Raw genomic sequence first — 24,823 nt, 5'->3', positions numbered from 1 at the left:
TCACGACCCGTGTCCCGGCGGCGCGTCCGGCGGCACGCGGTAGATCGGGCCGCGGGCCCTGACCTGGTCGAGCAGCCCCTCCGCCACCGCGTTCAGCGTGTCGCGGGGGTCCACGATCTCGGTCTCGTTCGGGGTGTACCGCAGCGGCTCTGTGACCTGCGGGGACATGACGTAGCCGCCGGCGACGACGAGGGTGAGGGCCGCGTATGCGTCTGGCGCCGTCGTGGCCAGCCCTTCGACGAGGGCGAGGCCCGGCGCATCGCCGAGCGCGGCGAGGGCGTCCAGCAGCGGCGGGACGAGGTCGGGCCGCGCCCGCGCGACCTGGTCGAGCAGGCCTTTGTGCACGCCGGCGGCACGGGCCGACGGCAGCCCGGCGCCGGCCGGGATGAGGAGGTCGGCGACGCGGGCCAGCCTGTCGCGCGCATCTGCGGTGATCTCGACCTCGGCTCGCGCCTCGATGCGGATCGGGTCCTGGCCGGTCATGACGCCACCTCCAGCTCGCGCCGGCGCGCGACCAGCGATCTTGCGCAGCGCAGTGCGTTCGCCGCGATGGTCGCGACCGGGTTGGTGCCGGATGAGGTGGGGAAGATCGAGCTGTCGAAGACGTACAGGTTGGGTACGTCGTGACACTGCCCGTCCGGGGCGACCACGCTGCTGTCGGGGTCGCGGCCCATGACCGCCGTGCCCATCAGGTGCCAGCCGATGCCCGGGATGATCGGGTTGAGGATCTTCTGCTTGGCCCCCATGACGTCGAGCACCTCGGACACACGGTCGATGTGCCAGTGCATCATCGCCCTGGTGTTGTCGGAGACGCGGTAGTGGAGGCTCACCCCCGGTATGCCGTGCTCGTCCGGCCGGTCGTTCAGCGTGACCCGGTTGTCGGGGTCGGGAAGGTCCTCGCAGATGACGCCCCAGATGACAGAGCGGCCCAGCCGCTCGCGCAGCAGCCTCGTGAACGACTCTCCCCAGATCGGCTCGTCGCCCCACGTCGTGGTCAGCATCATCGACAGCGGCGCGCCCGAGGGGATGAGATTCCATTTGGCGCCTCGGACGAACCCTCTGGAGCGGTCGGTCTCGTAGAACTGCAGCGAGTGCAGATACTGGCCGATCGGACCGCGCCATGATTCGAGGTCTTCGTCGAAGATGCCGATGGCATTGCCGAACGGGTGGGTCATCAGCCGCCGGCCCACCATCCCGCTGGAGTTCGCGATGCCGGAGCCGTCGGCCGAGTTGAACAGGATGCGCGGGGTGCCCAGGGCGTTCGCGCAGAGCACGACGACGCCTGCCTCGATCCGGTGCCGGACGCCGTTCTCATCGGCGTAGACCACGCCGCCGGCCCGGCCGCGCTCATCGAGCAAAACCTGTTCGACGCTCGCGCGGACCACCAGGCGTACGCCCTTGCCGAGGAGGGGCCGCCAGTGGGTGCGGTCCACCGACGCCTTGGCACCGGTCGGACAGCCGAAGGGGCAAGCCGCCCGCTGGTCGCAGGCGCGCAGCGGGCCGTAGTCGGCGGTGGCGATCGCGTTGGTGCCCGGCCACCAGTGCCAGCCGAGCCGGTTGAGTGCCTCGGCCCCGCGCCGCCCTACCTTGTTGAGCGGGACGGGCGGCAGCGGCGGCGCCTTCGCGGGCGGCAGCGCGGGGTCTCCCGCCAGGCCGCTCACGGCGAACTGGCGCTCGACCTCCTCGTAGTACGGCTCCAGGTCCCAGTAGTCGAAGGGCCAGTCGTCGCCGACGCCGTCGAGGGTATGGGTGCGGAAGTCCGACGGCTGGAAGCGTTCCCACTGGGCGGCGTACAGGACGGTGCTGCCGCCCACGCCGTTGTACATCAGGGCGGAGATGTCGGATTCAGTGTCGTCGACCGCGTAGTCGCCGACGCCGCGCCGGTCGTTCGGGTTCCACGCCCAGTGTTTGCGTGACACCAGCTCGTAGTCCGGATGGCCGTGCCGGGCCCGGCTGTAGTCGGGCCAGTCGCCCTGCTCCAGGCAGATCACCCGCATGCCGCTGCGCGCGAACTCCTGTGCGGCCACGGCGCCCGATGGTCCGGCTCCCACGATCAGGACATCGCACGCTGCGTGCATGTCCGGCTCCTTTCTCGATCTCGTCGGTGGAGGGGGATTCGGCACTGTCAGACCGTATCTCACCGTACCGATACTGTCTAGTGAGTGTTTGCAATACGTTCTGGGATCAATGTGTGAAGATGGTCGAGCAGCAGCATGGCTGCCTGCTCGCCGAACGCCGCCGAGTTCACCGGCGCGGCGCTCCTGCGTACGGCGACGCCGGGGCCGGCGTGCTCAACCGCCGCCGCCTCCAGCGTCGCATCGGCCTCCGGCCAGGAGAACGGCCCACCGAGCTCGGAAAGGGCCGACAGACCGCCTGAGGGGAGCAGGAGCGTGACCGGTCCGCGCGCCGCGGCGAGCCGCTCGCCCAGGCGCGCACCGAGAGCCGCGGCCTCATCCGGCGTGGTCCGCATCAGTGTCGCGGTGGTGTTATGCCGGTACAGCCGTCTGTTCCGATACTGTTCGGGGATCGAGTCGGGAGCGCCGAAGTTCACGATGTCCAGCGCGCCGAAGGACACCACCTGAGGGATGCCCGCCCGCCCGGCGGCCGTGAGGCGGCCGGGTCCCGCGCTCGCCACCCCGCCGAGCATGTCGTCGGCCAGCTCCGTCGTGGTCAGGTCCAATACGGCGCTGAGCCAGCCCTGGCCGGCCAGCGACTCCAGGGATCTGCCGCCGAGGCCGTTGGCGTGGAAGACCAGCACGTCCAGGCCGCGCGACTCCAGCAACCTGCACGCCGCCGTCACGCCGGTGGTGGTCACTCCGAACATGCTGGCGGCCACCATGGGCGCGCCACCGTCACGGCGTATCTGGTGCCGCAGTTGCGCGGCCAGCACGGCGGTGGCACGTTCCAGAACAAACCTGCTCAAGGTGTTGAGGCCGGCGATGTCCACGACCGAGGGCACGAGCAGCAGGTCGCTCTCCCGCACGTATGGCCTGGTGTCGGAGGACGCCATCGTGGTCACGATCAGCTTCGGCGTCCCCAGTGGCAGGGACCGGAAGGCGGGGGCCAGGACGCTCAGCGCTCCCGAGCCCCCCATGCCGAAGGCGGCCCGCACGTCTCCTGCCTCGTGCAGGGAACGCACGACGCCGAGTAGCCCGGTGGCCATGGCCGTCAGCGCCGTCGCGCGGTCCGGCAACCGGGCGACCTCTTCCAGGGTGTGCCCGGCGGCACGCGCCACCTCCTGCCGCGTGATGTCGGGCGCGATCCCTGCCGTACCCCTGATGCCGGTGTCGATCAGCAACGGCCGCAGCCCCGCCCCGGTCAGCAGGTCCCTGACGAAGGCGTACTCCTCGGCCTTGGTGTCCAGCGCCCCGGCCAGAACCACGTACGTCATAGCGTTCGCTCCATGATCACTGTCTGCTGCCTGCCGCGGCGCCGGTTGGCCAGCGCGGTCACCGAAATGGCGACGATGGTCACCACGTACGGCGCCATCAGCACGAACTGGGGCGGCAGCGCGTCGTTGAAATCGACCTGCGACTGGATTCCGAGGGCAGCCGCGAGCCCGAAGAACAGCGAGGCCACCGAAACTCCCACAGGAGCCACTCCCCCGAGCAGCACCGCCGCGAAGGCGAGGTATCCGCGCCCTTGGGAGATGCCGTCGGAGAACGACTGCACCTGTGCCAGCGACAACTCGGCCCCCGCCAGCGCGCACAGGAACCCGCCGATCAGCAGGGCCGCCAGCCGGTAGCGCTCCACCGGCACGCCCGCGCTCTTGGCCGCGAACGGGTCGCTGCCGCAGGCGCTCAGCCGCAGCCCCGCCCGCGTACGCCGGATCGACCACCATGCGAACCACGACAAGACGACGGCCGCGAACGTCACGATCGACAGATCGCCCAGCGGCGCCAGTGGGCCGGAGAGCCCGTCGAACGGCCGGGGCAGCCCGATCGGCGACCGGATGGCCGCCTCGGAGCCGAACACGACGACGAGGGCGTATCCCGTGGCGCCGGCGGCAGTCAGCGACAGGCCCAGGCCGACGATCATCACGTTGGCCTTGAAGTAGGTGGTCAGTACCCAAAAGAGCGCGGACAGGACCAGGTTCACGGCGACGGCGGCGGCCAGCGCGAGCACGATCGAGCCGGTGCCGACCGCGGTGGCGGTGGCGGCGAACGCCCCGCTCACCAGGAGCCCTTCCAGCCCAAGATGGACGACGCCCGCACGCTGGGCGTACATACCGGCCAGCGCGGCGAGCCAGATGGGCGTCGCGGCCTGCAGGCATGTCACGAGGAAGTCACCCATGCTCGCCCACCGCCTCCTTCTCGACCGGCTTCTCGACCGGCGCGGCCACGGTCGCGGCGCCCTGGGTACGGCGGGCAGCCCGCCGGGCCAGAATCACGGGAACCGCCGACACGGTGATCCAGAGCGCCACCATGCCGTTGAGCATGTCCAACCCCGCCAACGGCAGGTCGTTCACCACGGGCAGGTACAGCGTCGCCGCCCGCAGGGCGCCGAAGAACAGGGCCGCCACGAGCGTGCGCACCGGGCCGAGTGCGGCGACCAGCGCGACGATCACGGCCATGAACCCCATCTGCGGCGAGAAGCCCGCGCGCAGGCTGCCCAGCGGGCCGAAGACCTCGACCGCGCCGGCCAGGCCGGCCGTCGCGCCGCCCAGCCCGAACACCAGCAGCCCAACCCGTGAGGACCGGATGCCCATCCACTCCGCCATCACGGGATTGCGGCCCACAATCCGGATCTCCAGCCCCATACGGGTACGACTGCGCAGGGCCACGGCCGCGATCACCAGCACGGCGCAGATGCCGAGCATGAGCGGGGACACGCCGCTGCCGTCGCTGATCCGGAACGCGGCGGGAAGCATGTCCGTCGTGGCCGCCTGACCGGATCCGTCCTGGTTCTTCAGCGGGCCGACACAGATCCATTCCAGCAGCAGGACCGCGATGAAGTTCATCATCAGGCTGGTCACCACCTCGTCGGCGCCCAGCCGGGTGCGCAGCACCCCGGGCACGAGGGCCCACAGCGCTCCCAGGGCGACGCCCGTGGCGAGCGCGAGCGGGACCACCACGATGGCGGGGCCGTCCCGCAGTGCCAGGCCGACCGCCAGGGCGCCGATCGCGCCGGCGTACATCTGGCCCTGGGCGCCGACGTTGAAGTAGCCGGCCTGGAAGGTGATACCGACGCCCAGCGCGATGATGAGCAGGGGGATGGCCCACCGCAGGGTTTGCGTCCAAGCGGCGGCGGAGCCCACGCTCCCCTCGACGGCCCCGCCGACGATTCCCGCCACGGGGTAGCCGGACAGGCCGAACACGCCGACGGCCAGCAGGAGCGACAGTGCCACCACCACGATCGGGCGGACGGCCTCGGCTACGCGCCCGTCTCCGAGCAGACGTCTCATCCGCCGCCTCCCCCCACCATGGCCGCCCCCACCGGCTCGGCGTCGAAGGGCCGCTCGAACGTGGCGACCACCCGCCCGCCGAGCATGACGAGCACGCGATGGCAGACCTCGAACATCTCCTCCAGATCGGCGCTCACCACCAGCACCGCCGCCCCCGCCTCCGCCGCGCGGACCAGTGCCCCTCTGACGTCCGAGGCCGCCGCGATGTCCAGCCCGCGCGTCGGGTGTGCCGCGACGAGGACCCGGAGGCCATCGGTGATCTCGCGAGCCAGGATGGTCTTCTGCACGTTGCCGCCGGACAGGTTGCCGGTCTGCTGGTCCACGGACCGGTAGCTCACCTTCCATCGCCGCAGTGCCTCCTGACAGCGCCGTTTCAGTGCCTGCGGCGTGATGAGGAAGGCGCCGCGGCCGCCGTCCATGGCCGCGTGGTTCTCCCACAGGGCGCTGGACAGGCTGACTCCTTCCACGTTGCGCTCGAACGGGATCACCCGCAGGCCGCGGGCGCGCCGCTCGCGTACGGGCGCGGCGGACACGTCGGTCCCGCCGATGGCGATCGATCCGCTCCGTACGCCCGTCACGCCGACGATCGCCTCGACGAGGCTGCGCTGGCCGTTGCCCTCCACGCCCGCGACACCGACGATCTCCCCTTGGCGGATGCGCAGCGAGACATCGGCGGCACTCGCGTCGTGCGCCCCTGACCGGGCGCCGAGCTCGCGCACCTCCAGTTCGACCGGAGCCGAAGTGGCGGGTTCCGGGGTGGTCCCGGCCGCCTCGACGGTCACGTCGCCGACGACGGCCCGTGACAGCGTGGCCGGGTCCAGCTCGCCGATCGGAGTGGGTTCGAGGACCAGCCGGCCGGCCCGCAGCGCACAGGCGGTGTCGGCCACGCCGAAGACCTCGCGCATCTTATGCAGGACCACGATCACGCACATTCCGTCGGCCGCGAGCCGGCGCAGCCGGTCGAACAGCCCGCGCATCGCCGGGGGCGGGAGCACGGCCGTCGGCTCGTCCAGGATCAGGACCTTGGGGCAGGAGGCGAGGGCGCGGGCTATCTCGACCGCCTGCAGGGTCTCGACCGGCAGGCGGCCGATCACCGCGTCGGGGGCCACCTCGGCACCCGCTCCGGCCAGCAGATCCGCCGCCCGGCGCGTCAGCCCGGCGCGCGAGAACGCGCCGACGGTCCCCTGCTCGCCGTTGAACAGCTCGAAGCACTCCGCGACGGTGAAGTCGGGTGGCAGGGCGAAGTGCTGGTGGACCAGTTCCACGCCGTTCCGCCTGGCCTCGCTCACGTTCCCGCCGGGCAGCAGGCGGTCGCCGACCTGGACCGTTCCAGCGGCCGGAGTGACCAGCCCGGCCATGACGCGGGAGAGCGTGGTCTTGCCGGCACCGTTCTGGCCGACCACCGCATGGACCTGCCCCGCGGGAAATGTGGCCGTGACATCGCTGAGAGCGCGGAAGCCACCGAAGTCGACGGACACGCCGGCGCAGGTCAGCGTGGCTCCGTCGCGGGTCGCCGGGCGGATCGGCGAGCGGCGCGGGATCATGCCGGGCTCAGCCGGCTTCGGTGTTGAACGGGACATCCACTGCACCATTAATAATCTTGGTCTTGACGTCCTCCACGGTCTCGAACGCCGCGCGCACCTCGGCGGCGCCCTGCTTCACGGAGTCCAGTTGCGCGGCCGGCTTGAGGAACGTACCGTCCTCGGCGAGGCCGGCCACGATCTCACCTGCCTTCCAGGTCCCGGCGGGGATGGTCAGCACGTTGCGCGCCATGGTGTCCCCGTAGTGCTGGGACGCGACGGCTATCACGCTGCCTGCCGTTTCCGGGGTCTCGGCGTTGTCGTAGATCACGTGGGCTCCCGCCTGGTCGGCGGCGCGCACGACGCCGAGTGAGGAGCCGCCGGCGTAGGCCAGGATCACGTCGACCTTGTTGTTGAACATGGTCTGCGCAATCTGCTGTCCCTTGACCGGGTCTCCGAACGAGCCTACGTAGGCGCTCTTGATGGAGATGTCGGACCGGGTGGCCTTGGCGCCCGCCTCGAACGCGTGGAAGTCGGCGTACAGCGGCGGAATGGCGGTGCCCCCCACGAACCCGATGACCCCCGTCTTGGAGACGGTCGCGGCCAGGACTCCTGCGAGGTACGACGGTGCCCTCGTATCGAAGACGACGGTCTGGACGTTGGGGATCGTGGGCTTGTACGGATCCGCGTATATGTGCACGAACCGGGTGTCGGGGAACTCCGGCGCCACAGCCTTGATCGGCTGGATGAACTCCGAGAACGACACGACGATCACGGAAGTCCCGGCCTGGGCGAGACTGCGCAGCGTCGACTCGTGGGAGGAGGGGTCGGTCGCCGCGACGAACCGGGTGGTGTACCCGGCTTCCTTTAGCCGGTCGAGGCCCGCGACGAGGTTGTCCGTCGGGCCGTTGTCGCCTGCCTTCTGTGGCGTGACCAGCGCGACCGTCTTGCCGTCCGCGGCGTCCTGGGCTTGGCCCGCCTGACCGCTCGTGCTCGCGCAGCCGGCGAGAACGAGGCCGGACAGCAGGGCCCCGAGGGCGAGGAGGCGGGGAGTGGTTCGGATTCCTGTCCTGAGGCTCATTACAGCTCCCATCGAGGGGGAGGTGGGGAACGCCTGATCCTTTTCGGACCAGCCAATTCCCCTGGTTTCGACCGAACATAGCCCGCGACCGCGAAGCTGTCCAGATGACATCACCAGAACGTTATGAGTACGCACGGCTGATAGTGATGGATAGCGGTTCGGGCAGATTGTTCCCTGGCGTGGGCCCGAAACCCACATGCGGGGACTGTGATTTCGCCCCATGAACTAGTGGACGTGGATCCGCGTGCCGTCGAACGACACCTTGGTGTCCAGCTCCGCCGACTCGTACGCGATCCGTCCGGCGATCCGCCGCGCGTTCTCCGAATCGGCCAGGACGGGCAGCCCCGAGTCGTTGGTCATGATCGGGACGAGCGAGACACGCGGACCGTCGCCGTCCACCTCCACGACGCTGACGAACGCGTCCTTGCTGAACGCCCGGTAGATGGCCTCGATCTCCGGCGAAACGCCGCCCCTCGGCTGCTGGGCCACGAAATTGCCCGGACTGTAGACGATGACCTTGCCCCGGTACGATTCGACGCCCTGGGGAGCGTGGACGTGGTGCCCGAGGACGACGTCGGCGCCGGCGTCCACGAGAAGACGGCCGAGGACCCGCTGGTACTCCGCGCGGGCGGCGCCGAACCCGAACCCCCAGTGCAGGGTGACCACGACGAAGTCGACCGAGCTCCGCAGCCGTCGTACACGGCTGAGCACGCGATTCAGGTCCTCCTCCCTGACGCGGGTGCGGATGACCGGTGGCACGCCGGGTTCCTCCAGTTGGAACTCACCGTTCACCACCCACTCGGTCTCCACGTGGATCGGCGAGATTCCGGGCTTGGCCGGGCCCGCGGCCATGCCCAGCGGCAGCAGGCACGACCACGCGACGATCCCCACGGATCGGCCGCCGACCTCGATGACGGCGGGTTCCTGGGCCGACTCGATGGTCTCGCCCGCGCCGATCGGCGTCACCCCGGTCGCCCGCAGACGGCTCACCGTGTCGGCCAGGGCGCTCCATCCGTAATCGGAGCTGTGGTTGTTGGCCAGCGTGGCGACGCGGAGGTTGAAGGCCGCGAGTTCGCCGGCGAGCTCCGGGCGGGCGCGGAAGTTGAGCAGCCGGTCGGAGGGGTGCCCCTTGTCGGAGAACGGCAGCTCGACGCTCGACAGCACGCAGGGCGAGGCACGCAGGATCTCCTGGAGCGCGGTGAAGCGGGGATCGGCCGGCACCTCATTGAGCGACTTGGTGAGCACGATGTCTCCGGTGGCGGTGATGAGCTGGGTCACGTACGTTTCCTTTCGCGACAGGGTGCTTGAGCCGGGACGTTCCCATGACAGCCATACGCTGTCAATACGTTACGAGTACATTCGCGTGACGGTCTGGTCATCCGCTATCGCGTGCCGCGAAAGAGCGCTACTCTGGCGGGATCCCGTACGACAACGGCTAGAATGTATGCGTGATGTTCGAGGTACATAAGCGACTGACCGGCCTGCGCGACTCATCCGGCAACGGACGGCCCCTCTACGAGCGCGTCGCCCATGAACTCTCGGAGGCCATCCGGCTGGGCGAGCTGAAGCCGGGAGAGCGCCTGCCCTCCGTGCGGCAGCTCGCCACCGACGCGGGCCTCAGCGTCACGACCGTCATGAGCGTCTACAACATGCTCGCCGAGAGCGGTCTGGTCCGCGGCGAGGCGGGACGCGGCACCTTCATCAGCGAGCGCCCCAAATCGGACGAGGCTCAGGCCCACACGGACAGCGCCCCGGCGGAGCCGGTCCACCGCCCACCCACACGGCGCCCGCCCACCCGCCGCACCAGCAGCGCCTGGCGCCGTATGGTCCTCGCCCAGACGGAGGCGCGGCTCATCGAGAGCTTCCCCGCGGCGGTGGACATCATGCGCGGCAGCCCCGACCCTGAACTGCTTCCCGTTGAGGCGATCAGGGACGCCATGAAGACCGTGTCATCCTCCCTGCGCCCGCGTGATCTGGAATATCCCTCCACGTTGAGCATCGAACCGGAGCTGGCCGAGGCGCTCCAGCCCCGGCTCATGGCCGACGGGCTGGCGGCCGACAGCGCCGACATGCTGGTCGGCAACTCGACACAGCAGTTCCTCTCCCTGCTGGCGCTGCTCCTGCGGCAGCGTTCTCCGGAGGAGCCGGTCCTGGCGGGGGTCGAGGAGCCTGGATACCAGACCGCCATGGACACCTTGGAGCTGGCCGGGCTCACCCTGATCCCCATGCGGCTCGACCAGTCCGGGGTCACGGTCGAAGGACTGCGTGCCGCGCTGGAGTCCGGCGTTTCCGCGGTGTTCCTCACACCCCGGGCACAGAGCCCGACAGGCTGCAGTTGGAGCGTGGAGCGAAGGCGGGCCCTCGCCGACGTTCTCGCCTCATACCCGGAGGTCTGGATCGTCGAGGACGACCACTTCGCCGAGGCGTCTGTCTCGCGGCCGGGGTCGCTCTACAACGACGCGCGGCTCCAGGACCGTGTGATCTACCTCCGGTCGTTCTCCAAGTCCATCGCCCCCGACCTACGGCTGTCGCTGGCCGTCGCGCGACCACCCATCCGCCATTCGCTGCTCATGGCCAAGTCGTTCGCCGACGGCTGGACGCCACGGGTCTCCCAGCGAATCCTGGCCGCAGTGCTGTCGGACGCCAGGACCGATGAGCTTCTGCTCCGCGCCCGCACCGAGTACACCCGCCGGCGGACCACGCTGCACGAGGCGATCCTGATCGCGAGCGACACCCACGGCCTGGACGCGAGCGTGGACCACGTCGGCCCCGACGGGCTCCACCTCTGGGTCACGCTGCCGAGGGGCGTCGACGCCGACCGGATGGTGGAAGCGGCGGCACGGCACGGCTTTCTCCTTGCCGGCGGGCAACCGTTCTTCGTGACCCCGGGCAACCAACGGCATCTCCGGCTCAACGCCGGCGCAGTCCTCCCGGCGGACGCCGCCAAGGTGGCCGCGGCCATCCGTGACGCGGCCGTTGACGTCCTCAACCAGCCGACGGCCCTGCTGACCCCGTAAAGGCAGGTCAGCCAGGAGGTCAGAGGCACGGGGGCAGCGCACCGCAGCCGCCCGTGAGCGCGCGGGGACCTCGGCGATCTGCCCGGCATCGACCTCGGCCTGGCGCACAGACAGAGGCGGAGGTGCCCCAAGAACCGAGAAACCCCAGCTCAGCACACTGAGCTAGGGTTTCTGTCGGGTGCGCCGCCAGGGACTCGAACCCCGGACCCGCTGATTAAGAGTCAGCTGCTCTAACCAACTGAGCTAGCGGCGCCTGACATCCATAAGATTAGCGCCCTCGGGACAGTACTCAGACCATGCTCAGACCGTCCCGATCACGCGTAGGCCCGGTGCCGCCGGTGTTTGAGCAGTTGGCGCGGGGTGATCGTCCAGTTGAGTTCCTGGTGGAACGGCTCCAGAGGGGTGTCGAGGACCTCGGCGGAAAGCACGTCGGCGAGAGCGGGGTGCCTCCTTTGCGCCCAGAGCCGGTCGACATTGCACCGGTGGAGGAAGAAGATCGGGTCGTTGGGCGAGGAGGCGGACGACATGGTCCCGCCGACCCAGGAATGGGCCTGGCCGAGCGAGGTGTTTCTGCCGCCCCACCGGCTTCCGGTGCCGCTTGCCGCCCGGCCCATTTCGCGCCGGAGGTAGCCGCGGTTGTCCTCGCGCACGGTGATCGGCCATTGCCCGGTGCGGGCGGCGAAAGGCCCTGTCACGACCTCGGCGGGCCGTGGTCGCCCGGAAGTTCCCGCATCGTCACCCGTGTAGCCGTCGCCGCCGAGAAGGTCGGCGCTGAAAGGCGCCTCACCACGGCTTCGCCGCGTGTCCCCCTCCCAGTACGGCAGAGCGGACGCGGGCGCGATCCGCTGGATTTGCGATTCGAGCAGCAGGAGAAAGGCCCGGTGCCACGGCAGGGAAGCGGTGTGCGTGTGCACGTTCCACGGGTTGCTGAAGGCGCGGCGATACAGGTCGACGAGGTAGTCGTAGACGCCTTCGCTTTTCAAGGTGAGAAGGGCGTCGACGAAGTCGGCCCTTTCGCGCGCCGTGAGGGTGGCCACGTTCCTGCGCGCCGGTCTTCCACGGGCTTCCGGGGGCGGAGCGAGGTGTCGCGGCGGGTCGAGGCGGCATCGCCGTAGTTCGAGCGCCGCACCCCCCAGCAGGTTCACCGCGTCGTGGGCGGCGGCTCTCAGTTCCCCATGGCGGGCGTGTGCGTTGAGAGCGCTGGTGAACTGCCCGTGGCGCACCACGACCAAGAGCGGCACACCGTCGATGAAGACCCCCCGGGCCACGACGCCGTCGACGACGGGCGCCTCCGGGCAGATCTGCACCTGCCGCCCCTGATAGGTCTCGGAGGAACACCCGGTCGGCACAGGAGAAATCTCGGCCCATATGTGGGGGGACGCCGAAGCGGGCACGTCGAAAGCACTTGCCCCCAGCGCCGCCGCACCTCCGGCCACCATTCTGAACAGGCCGCGCCTGCCCGGCTCCACCATGTCTCCCCCGTGAGCTGCTCGATTGCGGCGACCCGAGAAGATCACCTTCGATGCCGCTCATTCCCTGGCGACCGTCAACCTGACGCCACCCCGGAGTACGGCTTGCGCCATGCTTTCGCCGACCCCGCCGCGGCGGCCGGCGCCCCCAGAAGTGCCGACGTGCCGGTGACCGCGAAAACGCCGCCGAAAAACGACCACGGGAGCCACCCGCGTCCTTCGAGATGCATGTTCAGCATGCCGCCCAGCCACCACGCCGCCGCACTCGCCATCAGAGTGATCAGCAGGACGGGAACGGCGAGGCCCCACCACGCGACCTTTCGCGAGATGCCCTCGCCGGCCAGGATGTGGAAATCCGCCGAGGCCCTGATCAGCCCGGCGGCGGTGGTCAGGGCCAAGGCGATCAGGCCCAGCAACGTCACCCACGTGGCCGTGCGCCTCGCCCCCAGCTCGACGGTCAACCACGAGGCGCCCAGCACATCCACGGCGGGCACCCGCGGGAAAATCCGGTAGGCGATTCTCTTCACTTCCCCGAGGGTGTCTTTCTCGCCCACCACCAGCAGGAACTCCGGCTGAGGGACTCCCGTCTCCTCCTTGCCGGGCCGCCACCGCCTCGACAGGGCATCTCCCGTCGTGCCTACGGTCCATCTCAGGATCTCCCGGGCACGGGGATCGGTGGATCGCACCGGCCGGGGGATGTCCGCGCATTCCATGCCGAGGCGGCTCAGCGTCCGGCATTCGCCGTGGAGGGTGACCGTACTCGTGTACTCGTCTCTTGTCGCCTTCAGCAGTGCCCAGCCTTTCGGTAGTAGCCGGGCGTGGAAAGTGGTGATGCGGTCGGGGGACATTCCTCCGGCGTGAACGGTCGCCACCGAGGTGCCGATTCGCTCGAAGGTCTGCCGGGCGGCGTCCGACGCCTCGCTCGACCGACCTGTCCACACGACGAGTTGAAACACGAGAACCAGCGGGACGGCCACGGCCCAGGCGAGCCGGGAGACGCCTCCGGGGGCGCCCGCGAGCCGTGATCGTGAAGACATGACGGCCCCCCGTCGCACTGCGGCGGTGATGACTGCGGGGAGTGTGAGCACAAAACCCACCGCCCCGAGAAGAGACACCACGGCGGCGCCAGTGCCGGCGAAAGTGCCCGCCGCCGTGACGCATGTGCACCCGACGAAGGCCCGGACGCCAAATGTCGTGGCGCGGTGAACCGGGGCAGCGTAAGCGCGTTTTCTCCCAAGTAAGGCGGCCACGACGGCGACCGCCCCGAGCGTCGCGCACATCGGCCAGAGCCAACGGGCCATGAAGTGAGCGGACAACACATATCCCGTGACCGGCAGGCGTACATCGGTGGTGGTCAGTACAACCACCACCGGCCCGGCGACCAGCGTGCCGCCCGCCAAAGCGCCGGGCAATCGCCTGCGGGCCGGCGGAAGAGCCGTGGCCACCCGCGTCGCCGTGACGAACAGGGCGCATGCGGGAAACACGATGAACAACACCACGGCAGCGAGCAGCGACGATATGCCTTGCCGCTCCTGGGATTCGCCGAAGACAAGGGGATTCACGTCGCCGAAGCCCGTCGCCCGGTAAACCTTCGGCAGGTCGGTGCGCGGCAGGCGCACATAGGCGAGCCGTTCCTCCACGGAGACCAGGCCCTCACGGCTGATCAGGCCCGCGAGCCTGCCGTATCTCTCGCCGATTCCCTCCTTCTCCCCCTCCCGCAACAAGGCCGGTGAAAGCACCGCCTCGCCGTGTCCCGGCCAACGGGACAGGCCGGGAGGCGGAACGGCGCCGTGGGTGAGCGGTGCTATCGCCACCACCGCGTGCTGGATTCCGCCGACGTCGTCGAATCCCGGCGCCCAGAGAACGGTGACCCGTTCACCGGGATGCCGGGAGGCGAGTCGCGGGCCGCGTTCGGCGTCTCGCACCGACCGGCCGTCATGGTCGGCCACCACCACGATGAGGGCGAGCACCGCGAGGGTGAGAACGGCTGTGGCCGCGGCCACAGCGGTGAAGGGCAGGAGTTCGCCCTTCACCACCGGTTTCACGCGCACGTCCGGGTCAGGGACGGTAGGCCCAGCCACCGCATCGTTCGTCGCCGGGCGACTGTTCGCACACCCGCATTTGCGTGACGACCGTGCCGGCGCCGGTTTCGCTGCACCCGGCGTCGCTGTAATTCCATCTGTTGCCGCGGGTGCCGCTCAGCCGGAAATACTCGACCTTCACGTTCGCGTCGTTTCTTGTGTTGTCGCAGACCCTCGCGATCCTGTCCTGGTTGGTGGTGATCGCGTAGTCGCGGCCGAGGTATGCCGCGTAGGACCACGCGTGCGTCCCGCCGAGCAGCAGCGCGGTGGCCAGTGCCCCACCTCCTCCGAGCGTGAACAGCCGCTTGGTGATGGTCACCTTTCCTCCTCACGTGATCGTCTGCCGGTGTGTCACCGGCAGGTGCTAGTCCTCCCCCTCGCATGGGGGAATCCAGGCGATCCCGTCGGGGTCCGGCGCGATGGAGCTCCCCCAGTCCGTCGCGTTGATCGCCTCGTCCAGATTGGCCCACACGACCGCGCTCCACTGGTCGGCGTCCGTCCGGCCCAGGGATTCGTCCCACGCCGGGAAACGAAAGCCGAGCCTGCCGCCCAGGGGGGTTTCGCGGTGGAAGACCAGAACAATCTCCTCGGCGGCCCCCGCGCCCTCGACGCGAATTTTCTGTATTCGCAGACCGGGAATCGGGAGGGTTTCGAGGAGCCGCGCGACAATATCGATCAACTGCGCTTCATATGATTCCATGCCGACCTTGTTCATCCACTAAAGGCAGGTCCCCGAGGGCCCCTCCCAGACCGCTGTGATAATGCCGAGGTTCCGATCTCCGGGATCCGTCGTGTGCACCACCTTGAACCATTGGCGTTCGGGTGAGGCGTTGACCCGGCGGCAGACGACGCGGGTGCTGCCGCCGCGTTGTTGCACCGTCGGATCGTTAAGCGTGCGCTCCAGATGGGATTCGAAGGAGTTGCTCCACCGGTGGGCGAAGTGTTTGTATCCCCAGCGCCGATTGCCGCACCTCAGCGGCACCGGATATTCGGCGCCGTCGGCACTGTGGCCGTAGCGCGCGAGGATGTGCTGAGGGTTCCTGCCGGTGCAGTTGAAGGCCGCGGCGCCCGAGGACGCCGAGGCGGGCACGGCACCGCCGCCTGTCAGCAGCAACGCCGCGACGGCGACCCGGGTGAGGGCCCGGGTGCCGGTGACACGGACCGAGACGGCCTTGGCTGCGATGCCGGCACCGTCCCGGGAATCAGACTTCCTCATTTATCCCCACCTTCAGGGCCGAAAAGGCTGGCCAGGGATTGGTGCGCACCTACCTATATAAGGGTTATACAGATTGGCAGCGCTTGTATACGCCATTGCATGACGGCGCAACCCGACAGTCAACATCATCCACACAATGGCATACGCCGCCACCGTGAGCTTAGAACTTCCCCTAAAAAGCCTGCCCCCTTCGCCCGCTTAATCACGCAGAGTCAGACATAAACCACAATGCGGCTAAATTACGCCGTCCGGTCGACCATCACACTTGATCACCTGTAGCCTGGACAACCTGCCTCCTCCAAAGGCTCAGAGGGAAAATCTCTTCAGCACCTCGGCCGGTCACAGCATGCAGGCGAGAGCCCGCCGCCGACCGGTTTTCCTCGCCGCGCCTAGCAGAACCCTAACCACGGGATCGTTCTCTTCCTCATATGGAGCTCAAGAGAAAATGGCCAACAGGACATGGGTCGGCATCTCTCTCGACAGGCACCTGCCCGCGCTCGACGGGCTGAGAGCACTGTCGGTCCTTCTCGTCATCCTCTATCACCTGGAAGCCCCCTGGTTGCCGGGCGGTTTCCTCGGAGTCGACGTCTTCTTCGTCCTCTCCGGCTTCCTCATCACCTCTCTTCTCATGGCCGAGATCCGCGCCACCGGCCGTCTTGACGTGCTCGCCTTCTGGGCCAGGCGGGCGCGCCGCCTCCTGCCCGCGGTAGCCGTACTCCTCGGAGTTCTCACGGTCTATGCCGCCACACGCCCGCCGCCGGCTCAGACGCCGCTGCGCGGCGACCTGCTGAGTGCGGCGACCTATGTGGCCAACTGGCATTTCGTCCTGGAGGGGCGGTCGTATTCGGCGGAGTTTCAAGCGCCCTCACCGCTGCGGCACTTTTGGTCGCTGGCCGTGGAGGAGCAGTTCTACCTCGTCTTCCCACTGCTTCTCAGCCTCGGTCTTGCGGTCTTGGCCGGCAGATCGCGGCGGCGCATCGGATGGGCACTGATCGTCATGGGCATCGCCGCCTCGACGGTCGTGCTGGGAGTGCTTTATGAGGGCGCGGACCCTTCCAGGGCCTATTACGGGACGGACGCCCGCGCCCACGAGCTGCTCATCGGGGTGGCCCTGGCCGTGTTTCTCGGCCGGCGCAGGGCACCACACATGCGCAGGGCGGCACCCATGCTCGCGTGGACGGGGCTGGTCACGGTCGTCGCGAGTGCCTTTCTCATCGACGACCGGGCGCCTTTCTACTATCTGGGCGGGTCGGCACTGGTTTCCTTGGGCGCGGCGGCCCTCATCGCGGGGGTCGCCCTCACCCAGGGAGCGGTTCGGGAAGGCACAGAAGCCGGCGTCGTCGTCAAGGCGTTGTCATGGCGGCCGGTCTCCGGCATCGGCCGGATCTCCTACAGCCTGTATCTCTGGCATTGGCCCGTCATCGCCATTCTCTCCACGGAAAGCATCGGCCTGGCCGGGCCCACACTCGTCGCCTTGCAATCGCTAGTGATGCTGTGCGCGGCGGCGGGATCGTATTTCCTGGTGGAGCGGCCAATACTCACCCGCTCGTGGCCGGCGAGCCGGATCGCCGCGCCCGCGCTCGCCGTCGCGTCCTCGCTGTTTCTCGCGTCGGCGGCGGTGGCCGCGACATGGCGGGCCGCACCCGTGCCGGATTATGTACGGCAGCGCGACGGTCTCGTTCTGCACAAGGACGCCGTGCCGGGTGCACCCGTGATCGGGCTCGTGGGCGACTCCATCGCCGTCAGCCTCCAGGAGGGTCTCGCACAGGAATCCGCCCGCAGAGGCCACACACTCGTCTCCGCCGCCCGTCCGGGGTGCGGCGTCGGGTCGGCGATCCTCCTCGACGAGAAAGGGTTCCCGTTCTCCATCGCGCGTACGTGCGCCGAACGTACTCCCTTTTTGCAGGAACAACTCATCACCAGGTTCGATCCGCGCGTCGTGATCTGGCACAGCGCCCGCGACCGCACCGACATGCAGGTGTCGGGACGCACGTTGAAGGCCGGTTCGCCGGAGTGGATCAGACATAGGTTCACCGACTGGAACGCCACTCTGCGACGGTTGTCCAGGGCCGGCGCTCGGGTCGTCGTGTTGCTGCCCGCGTGGGGTGCGGGCGCCTCGACCCGCCGGGACTGCGGGGGCGAGTTCCATTTCGAGCCGGCCCGGTGCGGGGCCGCGTCGGTCTCGACGGAACACCTTCGCCGTCTCTACATCGAGTGGGCCGCCCGGCACACCGGCGAGGTCGAGGTCGTCGACCTGGCCCAGGTGACCTGCCCAAACGGCATGCCGTGCCCGGCCACGCTTTCGGGGGTGCGGCTGCGCGAAGACGACGTGCATTTCAGCCGGGAGGGGGCGGCCTTGCTGGCTCCTGCCGTACTCGGACGCATTCTGTCCGCCCGGTGAATCCCCTTCCCATCGCGGGGGCGATCCGAGGCCGGCATTCGTTTGCAATGCCGACATTCTGGAAAAGAACCGACAAACCGGAGACGGCTTCGGATCACTTGTGATTCGAGAGCCGTCTCCGGCTTGGGTAGGCCGCCCGGTGAACGCAGGACCCGAGTCCGAAGGGACAGGCGGCCTGACTCAGCGTGACGCCGATGGGTGAGGAGCTGCCGCACGATGGACTACGAGCGCAGAGACCAGAGTTTGAAGACCGACGAAGACTTAGCGGGACGAGGCGCGGGGGGCGGGGGCACCGGCGGACCGGCACAACGGAACGCGGTCGAGGCGAAGCGGACGGATCGGCGCAGCCAGGAAACCGAGGAGAGCCGGCAGGAAACCGAGGAGAGCCGGCAGGAACGGCTGAACCGCGAACTGCTCGAATTGCTTCAGGGACTGCGCGTGGCCGTGACCGGGGTGCAGGTGCTTTTCGCATTCCTGCTGACGATCCCTTATGCCACGGGTTTTGTGAAGGTGGACGACTCCGGGCAGTGGCTCTACTTTATCGCGCTCCTGGGCGCCGCCCTGGCCTCTATCTGCTTCATCACTCCCGCCGCCCAGCACCGGGTGCTCTTTCGCACCGGGTCCAAAGACCTTCTCCTGCGCCGGGCCAACAGGCTGAGCATCGCCGGTGCGTTCTTTCTCGCCGTGGCGATGACCTCCGCCGTGGCGCTGGTGACGAAATCGATCCTGTCCGGCTGGCCCGCCGCGGCGTTCGGAGCGCTGGTGGCGGTGGCCGCGGGCTGGTTCTGGCTGATCGAACCCGCGATCGCGAAGCGCAGCCCGGACGCCAAACTCCTGGAGGACCGTCTCGGCTCAGCGGGGTGACGACGGTCGGCAGCCGGTCCCGAGATCGCCGCGGCGCGCGATCTCGGGACCAGTCGCATACGAGACAAGGCGGCCACCTGCAGACGTAACCGCGGCGAGTTGTGATCACGCCGAAAGTCGTGATGCGGGGTTTCCGAATCGCTTGACCGGTCTGGGCACGAGGACTACCCTCTTCCAAACTCTTAGGAAAGTTAACTAAGAGTTAAGCCCGCACCGAAGCCCTGACCAGCGGATACCCCCCATAACTCCCCCTTAAAGGAGAAGCCTGAAGATGCACAGGCGAAGCGCCGCAATCCTCGCCACTCTCGGCGGGGTAGCCGCCCTTGTGATCGCTCCTGGCACCGCCGGAGCGCACGGGTCAATGGAGACTCCCATCAGCCGCACCTACGCCTGCTTCCTGGAAGGCCCAGAAACACCGAAGAGCGCGGCCTGTCAGGATGCCGTCGCGATGGGCGGCACCCAGCCGCTTTACGACTGGAACGAGGTCAACCAGGCGAACGCGGCAGGCAATCACAAGCCGCTCGTCCCGGACGGCAAGATGTGCAGCGGCGGGCGCGACAAATACCGCGCCTTCGATGTGCCAAGGCGCGACTGGCCGTCGACGAAGGTGACCGCCGGGGCGTCGTACACGTTCCGCTACAAGGCCACCGCCCCGCACCCGGGCACGTTCGACGTCTACATCACCAAGGACGGCTACAACCCGTCACAGGCGCTCAAGTGGTCCGACCTTGAGGCGGCCCCCTTCCTCACGGCGACGAACCCGACGCTCGACAGCAACCAGACCTACGTGATGAACGGCCGCTGGCCCTCGGGCAAGTCGGGCCGCCACCTCGTCTACTCGGTGTGGCAGCGCTCGGACAGCGGTGAGGCCTTCTACACCTGCTCGGACGTGGTGTTCGGAAACGACGTCGACCCGACCCCGACGCCCACCCCGACGGTGAGCAACACGCCCGACCCGTCGCCTTCCCCCTCCCCGTCGCCCACCACCTCGGCGACACCCACCCCGTCGCCCTCGCCGACGCAGACGGGCTCCACCTCATGGACGGCGGGCACCACCTACACGACCGGCCAGCGTGTGACGTACAACGGCGTGACGTACACATGCCGCCAGGGTCACACCGCCCTCGCCGGGTGGGAGCCGCCGAACGTCGCCGCCCTCTGGGAGCGCGGCTAACCCCCGGCCGCAGGGGTTTTATCGGCACTGTTGTCGGCACTGCGCCGGCACTGAGACCCCGGATATGGCATGCCGCACGGTGGGACGCGTGCCATATCCGGTTTCCACCACGGCGGACGCCATGACGCGCCTCCTCGGCGCGGTACGGCGGAAGCCCTGATGGCGGGCCGGAGGCGAGAGTCCGGCGCGGACCTCGCCTCCGGCCCGCGGCACCACCCGCAGAAACCCGCCTACCCGGCGAAACGCTGCTTCAGCCACACCTTGACGTCGCCCCAGGAATGTCCGGGCACGTCGTGGCCGGCCGGATACTCCTTGTAGACGACATCACTGCCGGCCGCCTTGATCTGCTCGGCGAAACCGGCCGTGACCTCCGCCTGGACGATCTCGTCCTTCGCTCCCTGGGCGATGAAGATAGGCCGGTCATATCTCTTCACCGGAACATCCATGTCCGGCATGGCCGCCGTCAACTCCGGCACCTCGTGCGGTGGCACCTTCCAGCAGTTCCTGTCGTCGATTTCCGCTTGACCATCTCGTCGTAGACGTCCATCAGGCATTTGTTCTCGGCGACCTCCATCAGCGCAAGCGCCTTGCCTGAGACCACGGCCTCGGGATCGACCGTCGTGTGCTTCACACTCACGCCGAGCAGGAACAGCGGATAGAGCGCGGTGCGCAGGCGGCGCTCCTCCGATTCCGCCTCGGTCTTGTCGAGGGTCAGCTTGGTGAGGCTAGTGGGAGGCGCGGTGGCGACCGCGCCGCGGAAATCCAGCTCGGGGGCATATCCGGTGGCCATCGAAGCGGTGTAAAGCGCAGCGTGGCCCCCCTGCGACCCGCAGGCGGTTCGCCGGACGGGACGACGAGGGTGCCGGAGACGGTGACCGGGCCGGACAACATCCGGCGCGTCCGCCGATCGTCTCTTCCGTGCCCCCCGATCAGGGGAAGAGCACCGCCTACCGTAAATACGGCGAAACAAAGGACAAAACACGCATAATTACGTTTTTGCAGGACAACAGGGCTTCCGCCACGGAGAGCGACTATTCCGATGAGCATCCAGTAAGAACTCCCAGGATGCCCGGAAAAAGGGCTATGGTGAGCGCGATGTCTCTCTCGCCATACGCGAAGGCGTGGCGTGTGACCATCACGGGGGCGGTAGCCGCAGGTCTTTTCTACGGCACCGTATGGGGAACAGATGACTTCTTCCCGCTTGGCCCGATGGTGCAGTACGCCTTCAGCATTCCGCCGGACGGTGAAATCCGTTCCCTCCACCTGTTCGCCCGAACAACAGCGGGCCAAGAGGTGGAAATCCCACTTGAGCCCTACTACGTAGGTGTACGCCGTGCCGAAATCGAGAGCCATCTCGGACGGCACCGCCAAGACCCCTCCCTCTTACAACATTTAGCCGATGCCCACCGCAGACTCCGTCCCGGAGACGCCGCGCCGGCCACGCTCACCTTGAGGACCAAAGTGATCAAGCTCAAGGACAGGGTTCCCTCCGCGACCCGGTTCATCGAGGAGGTCTCATGGCAGGTCCGGTGACACGCTGGTTCTTCGCCCCCGTCCCCCTCCGCCGCATCGCGGTGTTCCGCGCGCTCGTGTATCTGTTCGTACCGATCGACATGTTCCTTTTCACGGGCAGCACCTGGGGCCATGTGCACTCGGCCGCGAACTATCGCCCGGTCCTGATCGCGCGGCTCCTGCATCTGCCCGCCGCCAACGAGGTGTCGGTGCCGGTGCTCTTCGGCGTCGTGCTGGTGGCCTGCCTGGTGGCGGCGGCCGGCCGGCTCCCACGCGTCGCGGGATATACGGCCGCGCTGGGGTTCGGCTATTGGGCGATCCTCGCCATGTCGTATGGCAAGGTCGACCACGACCACCTCGCGCTGATGGTGGCGCTCTTCGTTCTGCCCACGATCGGCCACGTCGGCGGCAGCCGTACGGCACAGCCCGGGACGCCGGATACGGCGAAAGCCGAGGCGGCGGGGTGGGCGGTCCGGTGTGTGCAGATCGCAGTGGTAGCGACCTATTTCCTGTCGACCTACGCGAAGATCCGCTTTGGCGGCTGGGAGTGGCCGAACGGTGCCACCTTCCATTGGGCGATGAGCCGGCGCGGCACACCCGTGGGACAGTTCCTGGCGGATTTCCCCACACTGCTCCACCTGTCGCAGTGGGGGGTGCTGATCGCCGAGCTGCTATCGCCCGTCCTGCTGTTCCTGCGGGGGCGTGCGCTGCATGCCGGGGTCGTCTTCTTCCTCGGTTTCCACCTCATGACGTGGGTGACGATCGCGATCCACTTCCTGCCGCTTGTGGTGTGTCTGCTGGTGTTCCTGCCGTTGGAGCGGGTGCGGCTACGGGCGGCGATCGGCAGGAAGGGAGCAGGCGGGGGTGCCGCCGGGCAGAAGGTGGCGGTTGTTGGCGATCAGGCGGTAGATCCCGTGAGCTAGCCAGCGGAACGGCGGGACGCGCGTGATCGCGCCCAGCGGTGACCAGGGGAGCCCGGCCGCCAGGAGGAGTTTGGCCACGGCTTGGGCTCCGCCGTACGTGCGTCCGTCCGGCCGCACCCACAGCAGCTCGTATTCCGCGCGCTTCTGCGTGGTGCCGAGCGCGGCGAGATCGGCGAACTGCCACGCCGTGATCTCTGCGTCGACCCGCATGCGGCGCTTGATGAACGCGACCGATGTGGTGCAGAAGCTGCAGTCGCCGTCGTAGACGAGCACGGGCCTGTTCATACCTCCCATCCTGCCCTATCCGGGCGGGGGGCAAATCGTGCATTCAAACCGGGTAGTCGGTGGCGCCGGTTACCCTGCCTTTACCGACACCGCACGTTGCTAGGGAGATCTCGGTGACCTTGCCCAACGGCCTGCCCTCCGGCTCTTCGGCGTCCTCCGCCGAGATGGTGGGGCGCGTGCTCGGCACGCAGGCCGCGTCGCCACTGTCGTTCTGGGTGGGGCTCGAACCCGGCAAGGTCGTGCAACTCGACGACGTGGTGGTCACGCGGCGTGAGGTGCCTGGGCAGGGCGAGGTGCTCGTCGCCGGTGTCGTGACCAACGTGGAGGCCCGGCACGAGGGGGCGTCGTTCGACTCCGACGTGTTTCTGATCGCCGACGGGAAACTGCCCGCGGCGGTGGTGGAGAGCGCGGAGGTGCGGGTGACGCGGGTGGAGCCGGAGGTCTTCGTCCCACCGCTGCCGGGTTCGCCCGCTTATCGGGCTGAGAGTGCGGATCGGGATCAGGCGCTCTACTTCGACGTGATGGAAAACCGGGTGCCGATGGGGCTCGGGCGGGACGGCAAACCGCTCTATCTCAACTTCGACTTCCTGGACGGCACCAGAGGGGCACACGTCTCGATCTCCGGCGTGTCGGGTGTGGCGACGAAGACGTCGTTCGCCACCTTCCTGCTGTATTCCATCTTCACCTCGGGCGTGCTCAAGGTGGAGGCGGCGAACACCAAGGCGCTGATCTTCTCCGTCAAAGGCGAGGACCTGCTGTTCCTGGACCACGCGAACATCCGCATCGACGACAAGGCGCGCAGCGACTACGCCAAACTTGGCCTCCCTTCGCAGCCCTTCGGCAGTGTGCACGTGTTCGCCCCGCCCCGCCCCGGCGACCGGAACGCCGTGCCGCACGTCAGCGCCCGCACCCGGGATGTGAGCGCGTTCTATTGGACGCTGGCCGACTTCTGCCGGGACGAACTGCTCAGATATGTGTTCGCAGACGCGGAGGACGAACGCTCGCAATACACCATGCTCGTGGCTCAGGTCTCCGCCCGGCTGCGCACCGACGCGATCCGGACGGACGACGCGGGCGCGGTGCGTGTGGACAACGGCCCGCCGTGCCGTACATATGAGCAGCTCGTCGATCTTATCGAGGACCTGGTGACCGACGAGGACACCCGGGATCGGTGGGCGGGCCGGCAGGTGACGATGGGCACCATCAACGCCTTTCTCCGCAGGTTGCGCTCCTCGGTGCGTGGTCTGTCCCCGTTGATCCGCGGCGACCTGCCGCCGCGGCGCCCCCACTCCATCACCACCGCGGACGCTCAGGTGACGATCGTAGACCTGCACAACCTGCCGGAGCGCGCCCAGCGTTTCGTGGTCGGTGTCACGTTGCGTGGTGAGTTCGCCCGCAAGGAGAGCACGGGTACGGCACGGCCGCTGCTTTTCGTGGTCCTCGATGAGTTGAACAAGTACGCCCCGCGCGACGGCGACTCCCCGATCAAGGAGATCCTGCTCGACGTGGCCGAACGCGGCCGGTCGCTCGGGGTGATCCTGATCGGGGCCCAGCAGACGGCCTCGGAGGTCGAGCGGCGCATCGTCGCCAACTGCGCGGTGCGGGTCGCGGGCAGGCTCGACCCGGCCGAGGCGACGCGGTCGGAATACGGCTGGTTGACGTCGACGGCGCGGGAGCGGGCCACGATCGCCAAGCCTGGCACGATGTTCGTCGCGCAGCCGGAGATCCCGGTGCCCTTGGCCGTCGCCTTCCCCTTCCCGGCCTGGGCGACACGGCCCTCCGAGGCCGAACGCCCCCACAGCAACCCGATCACCGGCACGTCCGACGACCCGTTCGCGGGGCTTCCCGCCGATGACGACGTGCCTCCGTTCTAAAC

The 24,823-nt window shown here is 68.5% G+C and carries 23 protein-coding genes and 1 tRNA gene; 7 read left to right on the top strand and 17 right to left on the bottom strand.

What is annotated here, in order from left to right; all coding sequences use genetic code 11:
* The 8 genes from Ssi02_RS14760 to Ssi02_RS14725 form a co-directional block, all read right to left on the bottom strand.
* The gene (locus tag Ssi02_RS14760) at positions 1-483 is read right to left on the bottom strand and encodes a hypothetical protein (protein ID WP_204025832.1); all 483 of its coding nucleotides are present in this window, start codon (positions 481-483) and stop codon (positions 1-3) included.
* Positions 480-2,078, bottom strand: coding sequence for a GMC family oxidoreductase (locus Ssi02_RS14755; RefSeq protein WP_204025830.1), 1,599 nt, complete (start codon positions 2,076-2,078; stop codon positions 480-482). The genes Ssi02_RS14760 and Ssi02_RS14755 overlap by 4 nt, the downstream gene beginning before the upstream one ends.
* Positions 2,079-2,155: 77 nt before the next feature.
* Positions 2,156-3,391, bottom strand: coding sequence for a Tm-1-like ATP-binding domain-containing protein (locus tag Ssi02_RS14750; protein WP_204025828.1), 1,236 nt, complete (start codon positions 3,389-3,391; stop codon positions 2,156-2,158).
* A complete protein-coding gene (locus Ssi02_RS14745; protein ID WP_204025826.1) occupies positions 3,388-4,293 on the bottom strand; it encodes an ABC transporter permease in 906 nt (301 codons plus the stop codon). The genes Ssi02_RS14750 and Ssi02_RS14745 overlap by 4 nt, the downstream gene beginning before the upstream one ends.
* Positions 4,286-5,404, bottom strand: coding sequence for an ABC transporter permease (locus Ssi02_RS14740; protein ID WP_204025824.1), 1,119 nt, complete (start codon positions 5,402-5,404; stop codon positions 4,286-4,288). Before Ssi02_RS14740 ends, Ssi02_RS14745 begins: the two co-directional genes overlap by 8 nt.
* A complete protein-coding gene (locus tag Ssi02_RS14735; protein ID WP_204025822.1) occupies positions 5,401-6,984 on the bottom strand; it encodes an ATP-binding cassette domain-containing protein in 1,584 nt (527 codons plus the stop codon). The genes Ssi02_RS14740 and Ssi02_RS14735 overlap by 4 nt, the downstream gene beginning before the upstream one ends.
* A complete protein-coding gene (locus tag Ssi02_RS14730) occupies positions 6,956-8,005 on the bottom strand; it encodes a BMP family ABC transporter substrate-binding protein (RefSeq protein WP_204025820.1) in 1,050 nt (349 codons plus the stop codon). The genes Ssi02_RS14735 and Ssi02_RS14730 overlap by 29 nt, the downstream gene beginning before the upstream one ends.
* Positions 8,006-8,230: 225 nt before the next feature.
* Positions 8,231-9,283 carry a CapA family protein gene (locus Ssi02_RS14725; protein WP_204025818.1) on the bottom strand — a complete coding sequence of 351 codons (1,053 nt, stop codon included), beginning with the start codon at positions 9,281-9,283 and terminating at the stop codon, positions 8,231-8,233.
* Positions 9,284-9,456: 173 nt separating this feature from the next.
* On the opposite strand from Ssi02_RS14725, the gene Ssi02_RS14720 reads away from it, so the two are divergent.
* Complete coding sequence (locus Ssi02_RS14720) at positions 9,457-11,022, top strand: aminotransferase-like domain-containing protein (protein ID WP_204025816.1); 1,566 nt, start codon at positions 9,457-9,459, stop codon at positions 11,020-11,022.
* A gap of 179 nt (positions 11,023-11,201) precedes the next feature.
* Here the strand turns inward: Ssi02_RS14720 and Ssi02_RS14715 are convergent.
* The 6 genes from Ssi02_RS14715 to Ssi02_RS14690 form a co-directional block, all read right to left on the bottom strand.
* Positions 11,202-11,275: transfer RNA gene (locus Ssi02_RS14715), tRNA-Lys, on the bottom strand.
* A 61-nt stretch (positions 11,276-11,336) separates the two neighbouring features.
* A complete protein-coding gene (locus Ssi02_RS14710) occupies positions 11,337-12,539 on the bottom strand; it encodes a tyrosinase family protein (RefSeq protein WP_204025815.1) in 1,203 nt (400 codons plus the stop codon).
* 29 nt (positions 12,540-12,568) lie between these two features.
* Positions 12,569-14,536, bottom strand: a complete 1,968-nt coding sequence (locus tag Ssi02_RS14705) for a hypothetical protein (protein ID WP_204025813.1) — start codon at positions 14,534-14,536, stop codon at positions 12,569-12,571.
* 13 nt (positions 14,537-14,549) lie between these two features.
* Positions 14,550-14,891 (bottom strand): hypothetical protein, encoded by a 342-nt coding sequence (locus tag Ssi02_RS14700; protein ID WP_204025811.1) that lies wholly within the window; start codon positions 14,889-14,891, stop codon positions 14,550-14,552.
* 45 nt (positions 14,892-14,936) lie between these two features.
* Positions 14,937-15,272, bottom strand: a complete 336-nt coding sequence (locus Ssi02_RS14695; RefSeq protein WP_204025809.1) for a hypothetical protein — start codon at positions 15,270-15,272, stop codon at positions 14,937-14,939.
* Between the two features lie 18 nt (positions 15,273-15,290).
* Entirely contained in the window at positions 15,291-15,788 is a 498-nt protein-coding gene (locus Ssi02_RS14690) for a hypothetical protein (protein ID WP_204025807.1), read from the bottom strand.
* 445 nt (positions 15,789-16,233) lie between these two features.
* Between Ssi02_RS14690 and Ssi02_RS14685 the strand changes: the two genes are divergently transcribed.
* From Ssi02_RS14685 to Ssi02_RS14675, 3 genes are all read left to right on the top strand, one after another.
* The gene (locus Ssi02_RS14685; protein WP_204025805.1) at positions 16,234-18,189 is read left to right on the top strand and encodes an acyltransferase family protein; all 1,956 of its coding nucleotides are present in this window, start codon (positions 16,234-16,236) and stop codon (positions 18,187-18,189) included.
* 216 nt (positions 18,190-18,405) lie between these two features.
* Entirely contained in the window at positions 18,406-19,053 is a 648-nt protein-coding gene (locus Ssi02_RS14680) for a DUF6328 family protein (RefSeq protein ID WP_204025804.1), read from the top strand.
* A gap of 271 nt (positions 19,054-19,324) precedes the next feature.
* Positions 19,325-20,227: a lytic polysaccharide monooxygenase auxiliary activity family 9 protein gene (locus Ssi02_RS14675; RefSeq protein WP_204025803.1), complete on the top strand. Its 903-nt coding sequence runs from the start codon at positions 19,325-19,327 to the stop codon at positions 20,225-20,227.
* A 230-nt stretch (positions 20,228-20,457) separates the two neighbouring features.
* Here the strand turns inward: Ssi02_RS14675 and Ssi02_RS14670 are convergent, their stop codons facing one another.
* Both Ssi02_RS14670 and Ssi02_RS39295 read right to left on the bottom strand, forming a co-directional pair.
* Positions 20,458-20,661: an alpha/beta hydrolase gene (locus Ssi02_RS14670; RefSeq protein WP_204025802.1), complete on the bottom strand. Its 204-nt coding sequence runs from the start codon at positions 20,659-20,661 to the stop codon at positions 20,458-20,460.
* A 29-nt stretch (positions 20,662-20,690) separates the two neighbouring features.
* Positions 20,691-21,209, bottom strand: a complete 519-nt coding sequence (locus Ssi02_RS39295) for a lipase family protein (protein ID WP_275410676.1) — start codon at positions 21,207-21,209, stop codon at positions 20,691-20,693.
* Between Ssi02_RS39295 and Ssi02_RS14660 the strand changes: the two genes are divergently transcribed.
* The gene (locus Ssi02_RS14660) at positions 21,146-21,760 is read left to right on the top strand and encodes a hypothetical protein (RefSeq protein ID WP_204025800.1); all 615 of its coding nucleotides are present in this window, start codon (positions 21,146-21,148) and stop codon (positions 21,758-21,760) included. The two genes, Ssi02_RS39295 and Ssi02_RS14660, sit on opposite strands and share 64 nt — an antisense overlap.
* Positions 21,745-22,662 (top strand): HTTM domain-containing protein, encoded by a 918-nt coding sequence (locus Ssi02_RS14655; RefSeq protein ID WP_204025798.1) that lies wholly within the window; start codon positions 21,745-21,747, stop codon positions 22,660-22,662. Before Ssi02_RS14660 ends, Ssi02_RS14655 begins: the two co-directional genes overlap by 16 nt.
* Here the strand turns inward: Ssi02_RS14655 and Ssi02_RS14650 are convergent.
* Positions 22,567-22,947, bottom strand: a complete 381-nt coding sequence (locus Ssi02_RS14650; RefSeq protein ID WP_204025796.1) for a thiol-disulfide oxidoreductase DCC family protein — start codon at positions 22,945-22,947, stop codon at positions 22,567-22,569. The genes Ssi02_RS14655 and Ssi02_RS14650 overlap by 96 nt on opposite strands.
* A 113-nt stretch (positions 22,948-23,060) precedes the next feature.
* Here Ssi02_RS14650 and Ssi02_RS14645 point away from each other — a divergent pair, with 113 nt between their 5' ends.
* Complete coding sequence (locus Ssi02_RS14645; protein WP_239128911.1) at positions 23,061-24,821, top strand: ATP-binding protein; 1,761 nt, start codon at positions 23,061-23,063, stop codon at positions 24,819-24,821.
* Positions 24,822-24,823 lie beyond the last annotated feature (2 nt).

This window comes from Sinosporangium siamense (assembly GCF_016863435.1).
Lineage (GTDB): Bacteria > Actinomycetota > Actinomycetes > Streptosporangiales > Streptosporangiaceae > Sinosporangium > Sinosporangium siamense.
This window is presented reverse-complemented; position numbering and strand designations above follow the sequence as displayed.

Bases quoted from the DNA above. Each gene is read 5' to 3' on its own strand.
- Ssi02_RS14695 (WP_204025809.1), bottom strand. From the start codon at position 15,272: ATGGAATCATATGAAGCGCAGTTGATCGATATTGTCGCGCGGCTCCTC.
- Ssi02_RS14655 (WP_204025798.1), top strand. From the start codon at position 21,745: ATGGCAGGTCCGGTGACACGCTGGTTCTTCGCCCCCGTCCCCCTCCGC.
- Ssi02_RS14750 (WP_204025828.1), bottom strand. From the start codon at position 3,391: ATGACGTACGTGGTTCTGGCCGGGGCGCTGGACACCAAGGCCGAGGAG.
- Ssi02_RS14730 (WP_204025820.1), bottom strand. From the start codon at position 8,005: ATGAGCCTCAGGACAGGAATCCGAACCACTCCCCGCCTCCTCGCCCTC.
- Ssi02_RS14720 (WP_204025816.1), top strand. From the start codon at position 9,457: ATGTTCGAGGTACATAAGCGACTGACCGGCCTGCGCGACTCATCCGGC.
- Ssi02_RS14680 (WP_204025804.1), top strand. From the start codon at position 18,406: ATGGACTACGAGCGCAGAGACCAGAGTTTGAAGACCGACGAAGACTTA.
- Ssi02_RS14745 (WP_204025826.1), bottom strand. From the start codon at position 4,293: ATGGGTGACTTCCTCGTGACATGCCTGCAGGCCGCGACGCCCATCTGG.
- Ssi02_RS14675 (WP_204025803.1), top strand. From the start codon at position 19,325: ATGCACAGGCGAAGCGCCGCAATCCTCGCCACTCTCGGCGGGGTAGCC.
- Ssi02_RS14685 (WP_204025805.1), top strand. From the start codon at position 16,234: ATGGCCAACAGGACATGGGTCGGCATCTCTCTCGACAGGCACCTGCCC.
- Ssi02_RS14735 (WP_204025822.1), bottom strand. From the start codon at position 6,984: ATGTCCCGTTCAACACCGAAGCCGGCTGAGCCCGGCATGATCCCGCGC.
- Ssi02_RS14690 (WP_204025807.1), bottom strand. From the start codon at position 15,788: ATGAGGAAGTCTGATTCCCGGGACGGTGCCGGCATCGCAGCCAAGGCC.
- Ssi02_RS14755 (WP_204025830.1), bottom strand. From the start codon at position 2,078: ATGCACGCAGCGTGCGATGTCCTGATCGTGGGAGCCGGACCATCGGGC.
- Ssi02_RS14740 (WP_204025824.1), bottom strand. From the start codon at position 5,404: ATGAGACGTCTGCTCGGAGACGGGCGCGTAGCCGAGGCCGTCCGCCCG.
- Ssi02_RS14650 (WP_204025796.1), bottom strand. From the start codon at position 22,947: ATGAACAGGCCCGTGCTCGTCTACGACGGCGACTGCAGCTTCTGCACC.
- Ssi02_RS14760 (WP_204025832.1), bottom strand. From the start codon at position 483: ATGACCGGCCAGGACCCGATCCGCATCGAGGCGCGAGCCGAGGTCGAG.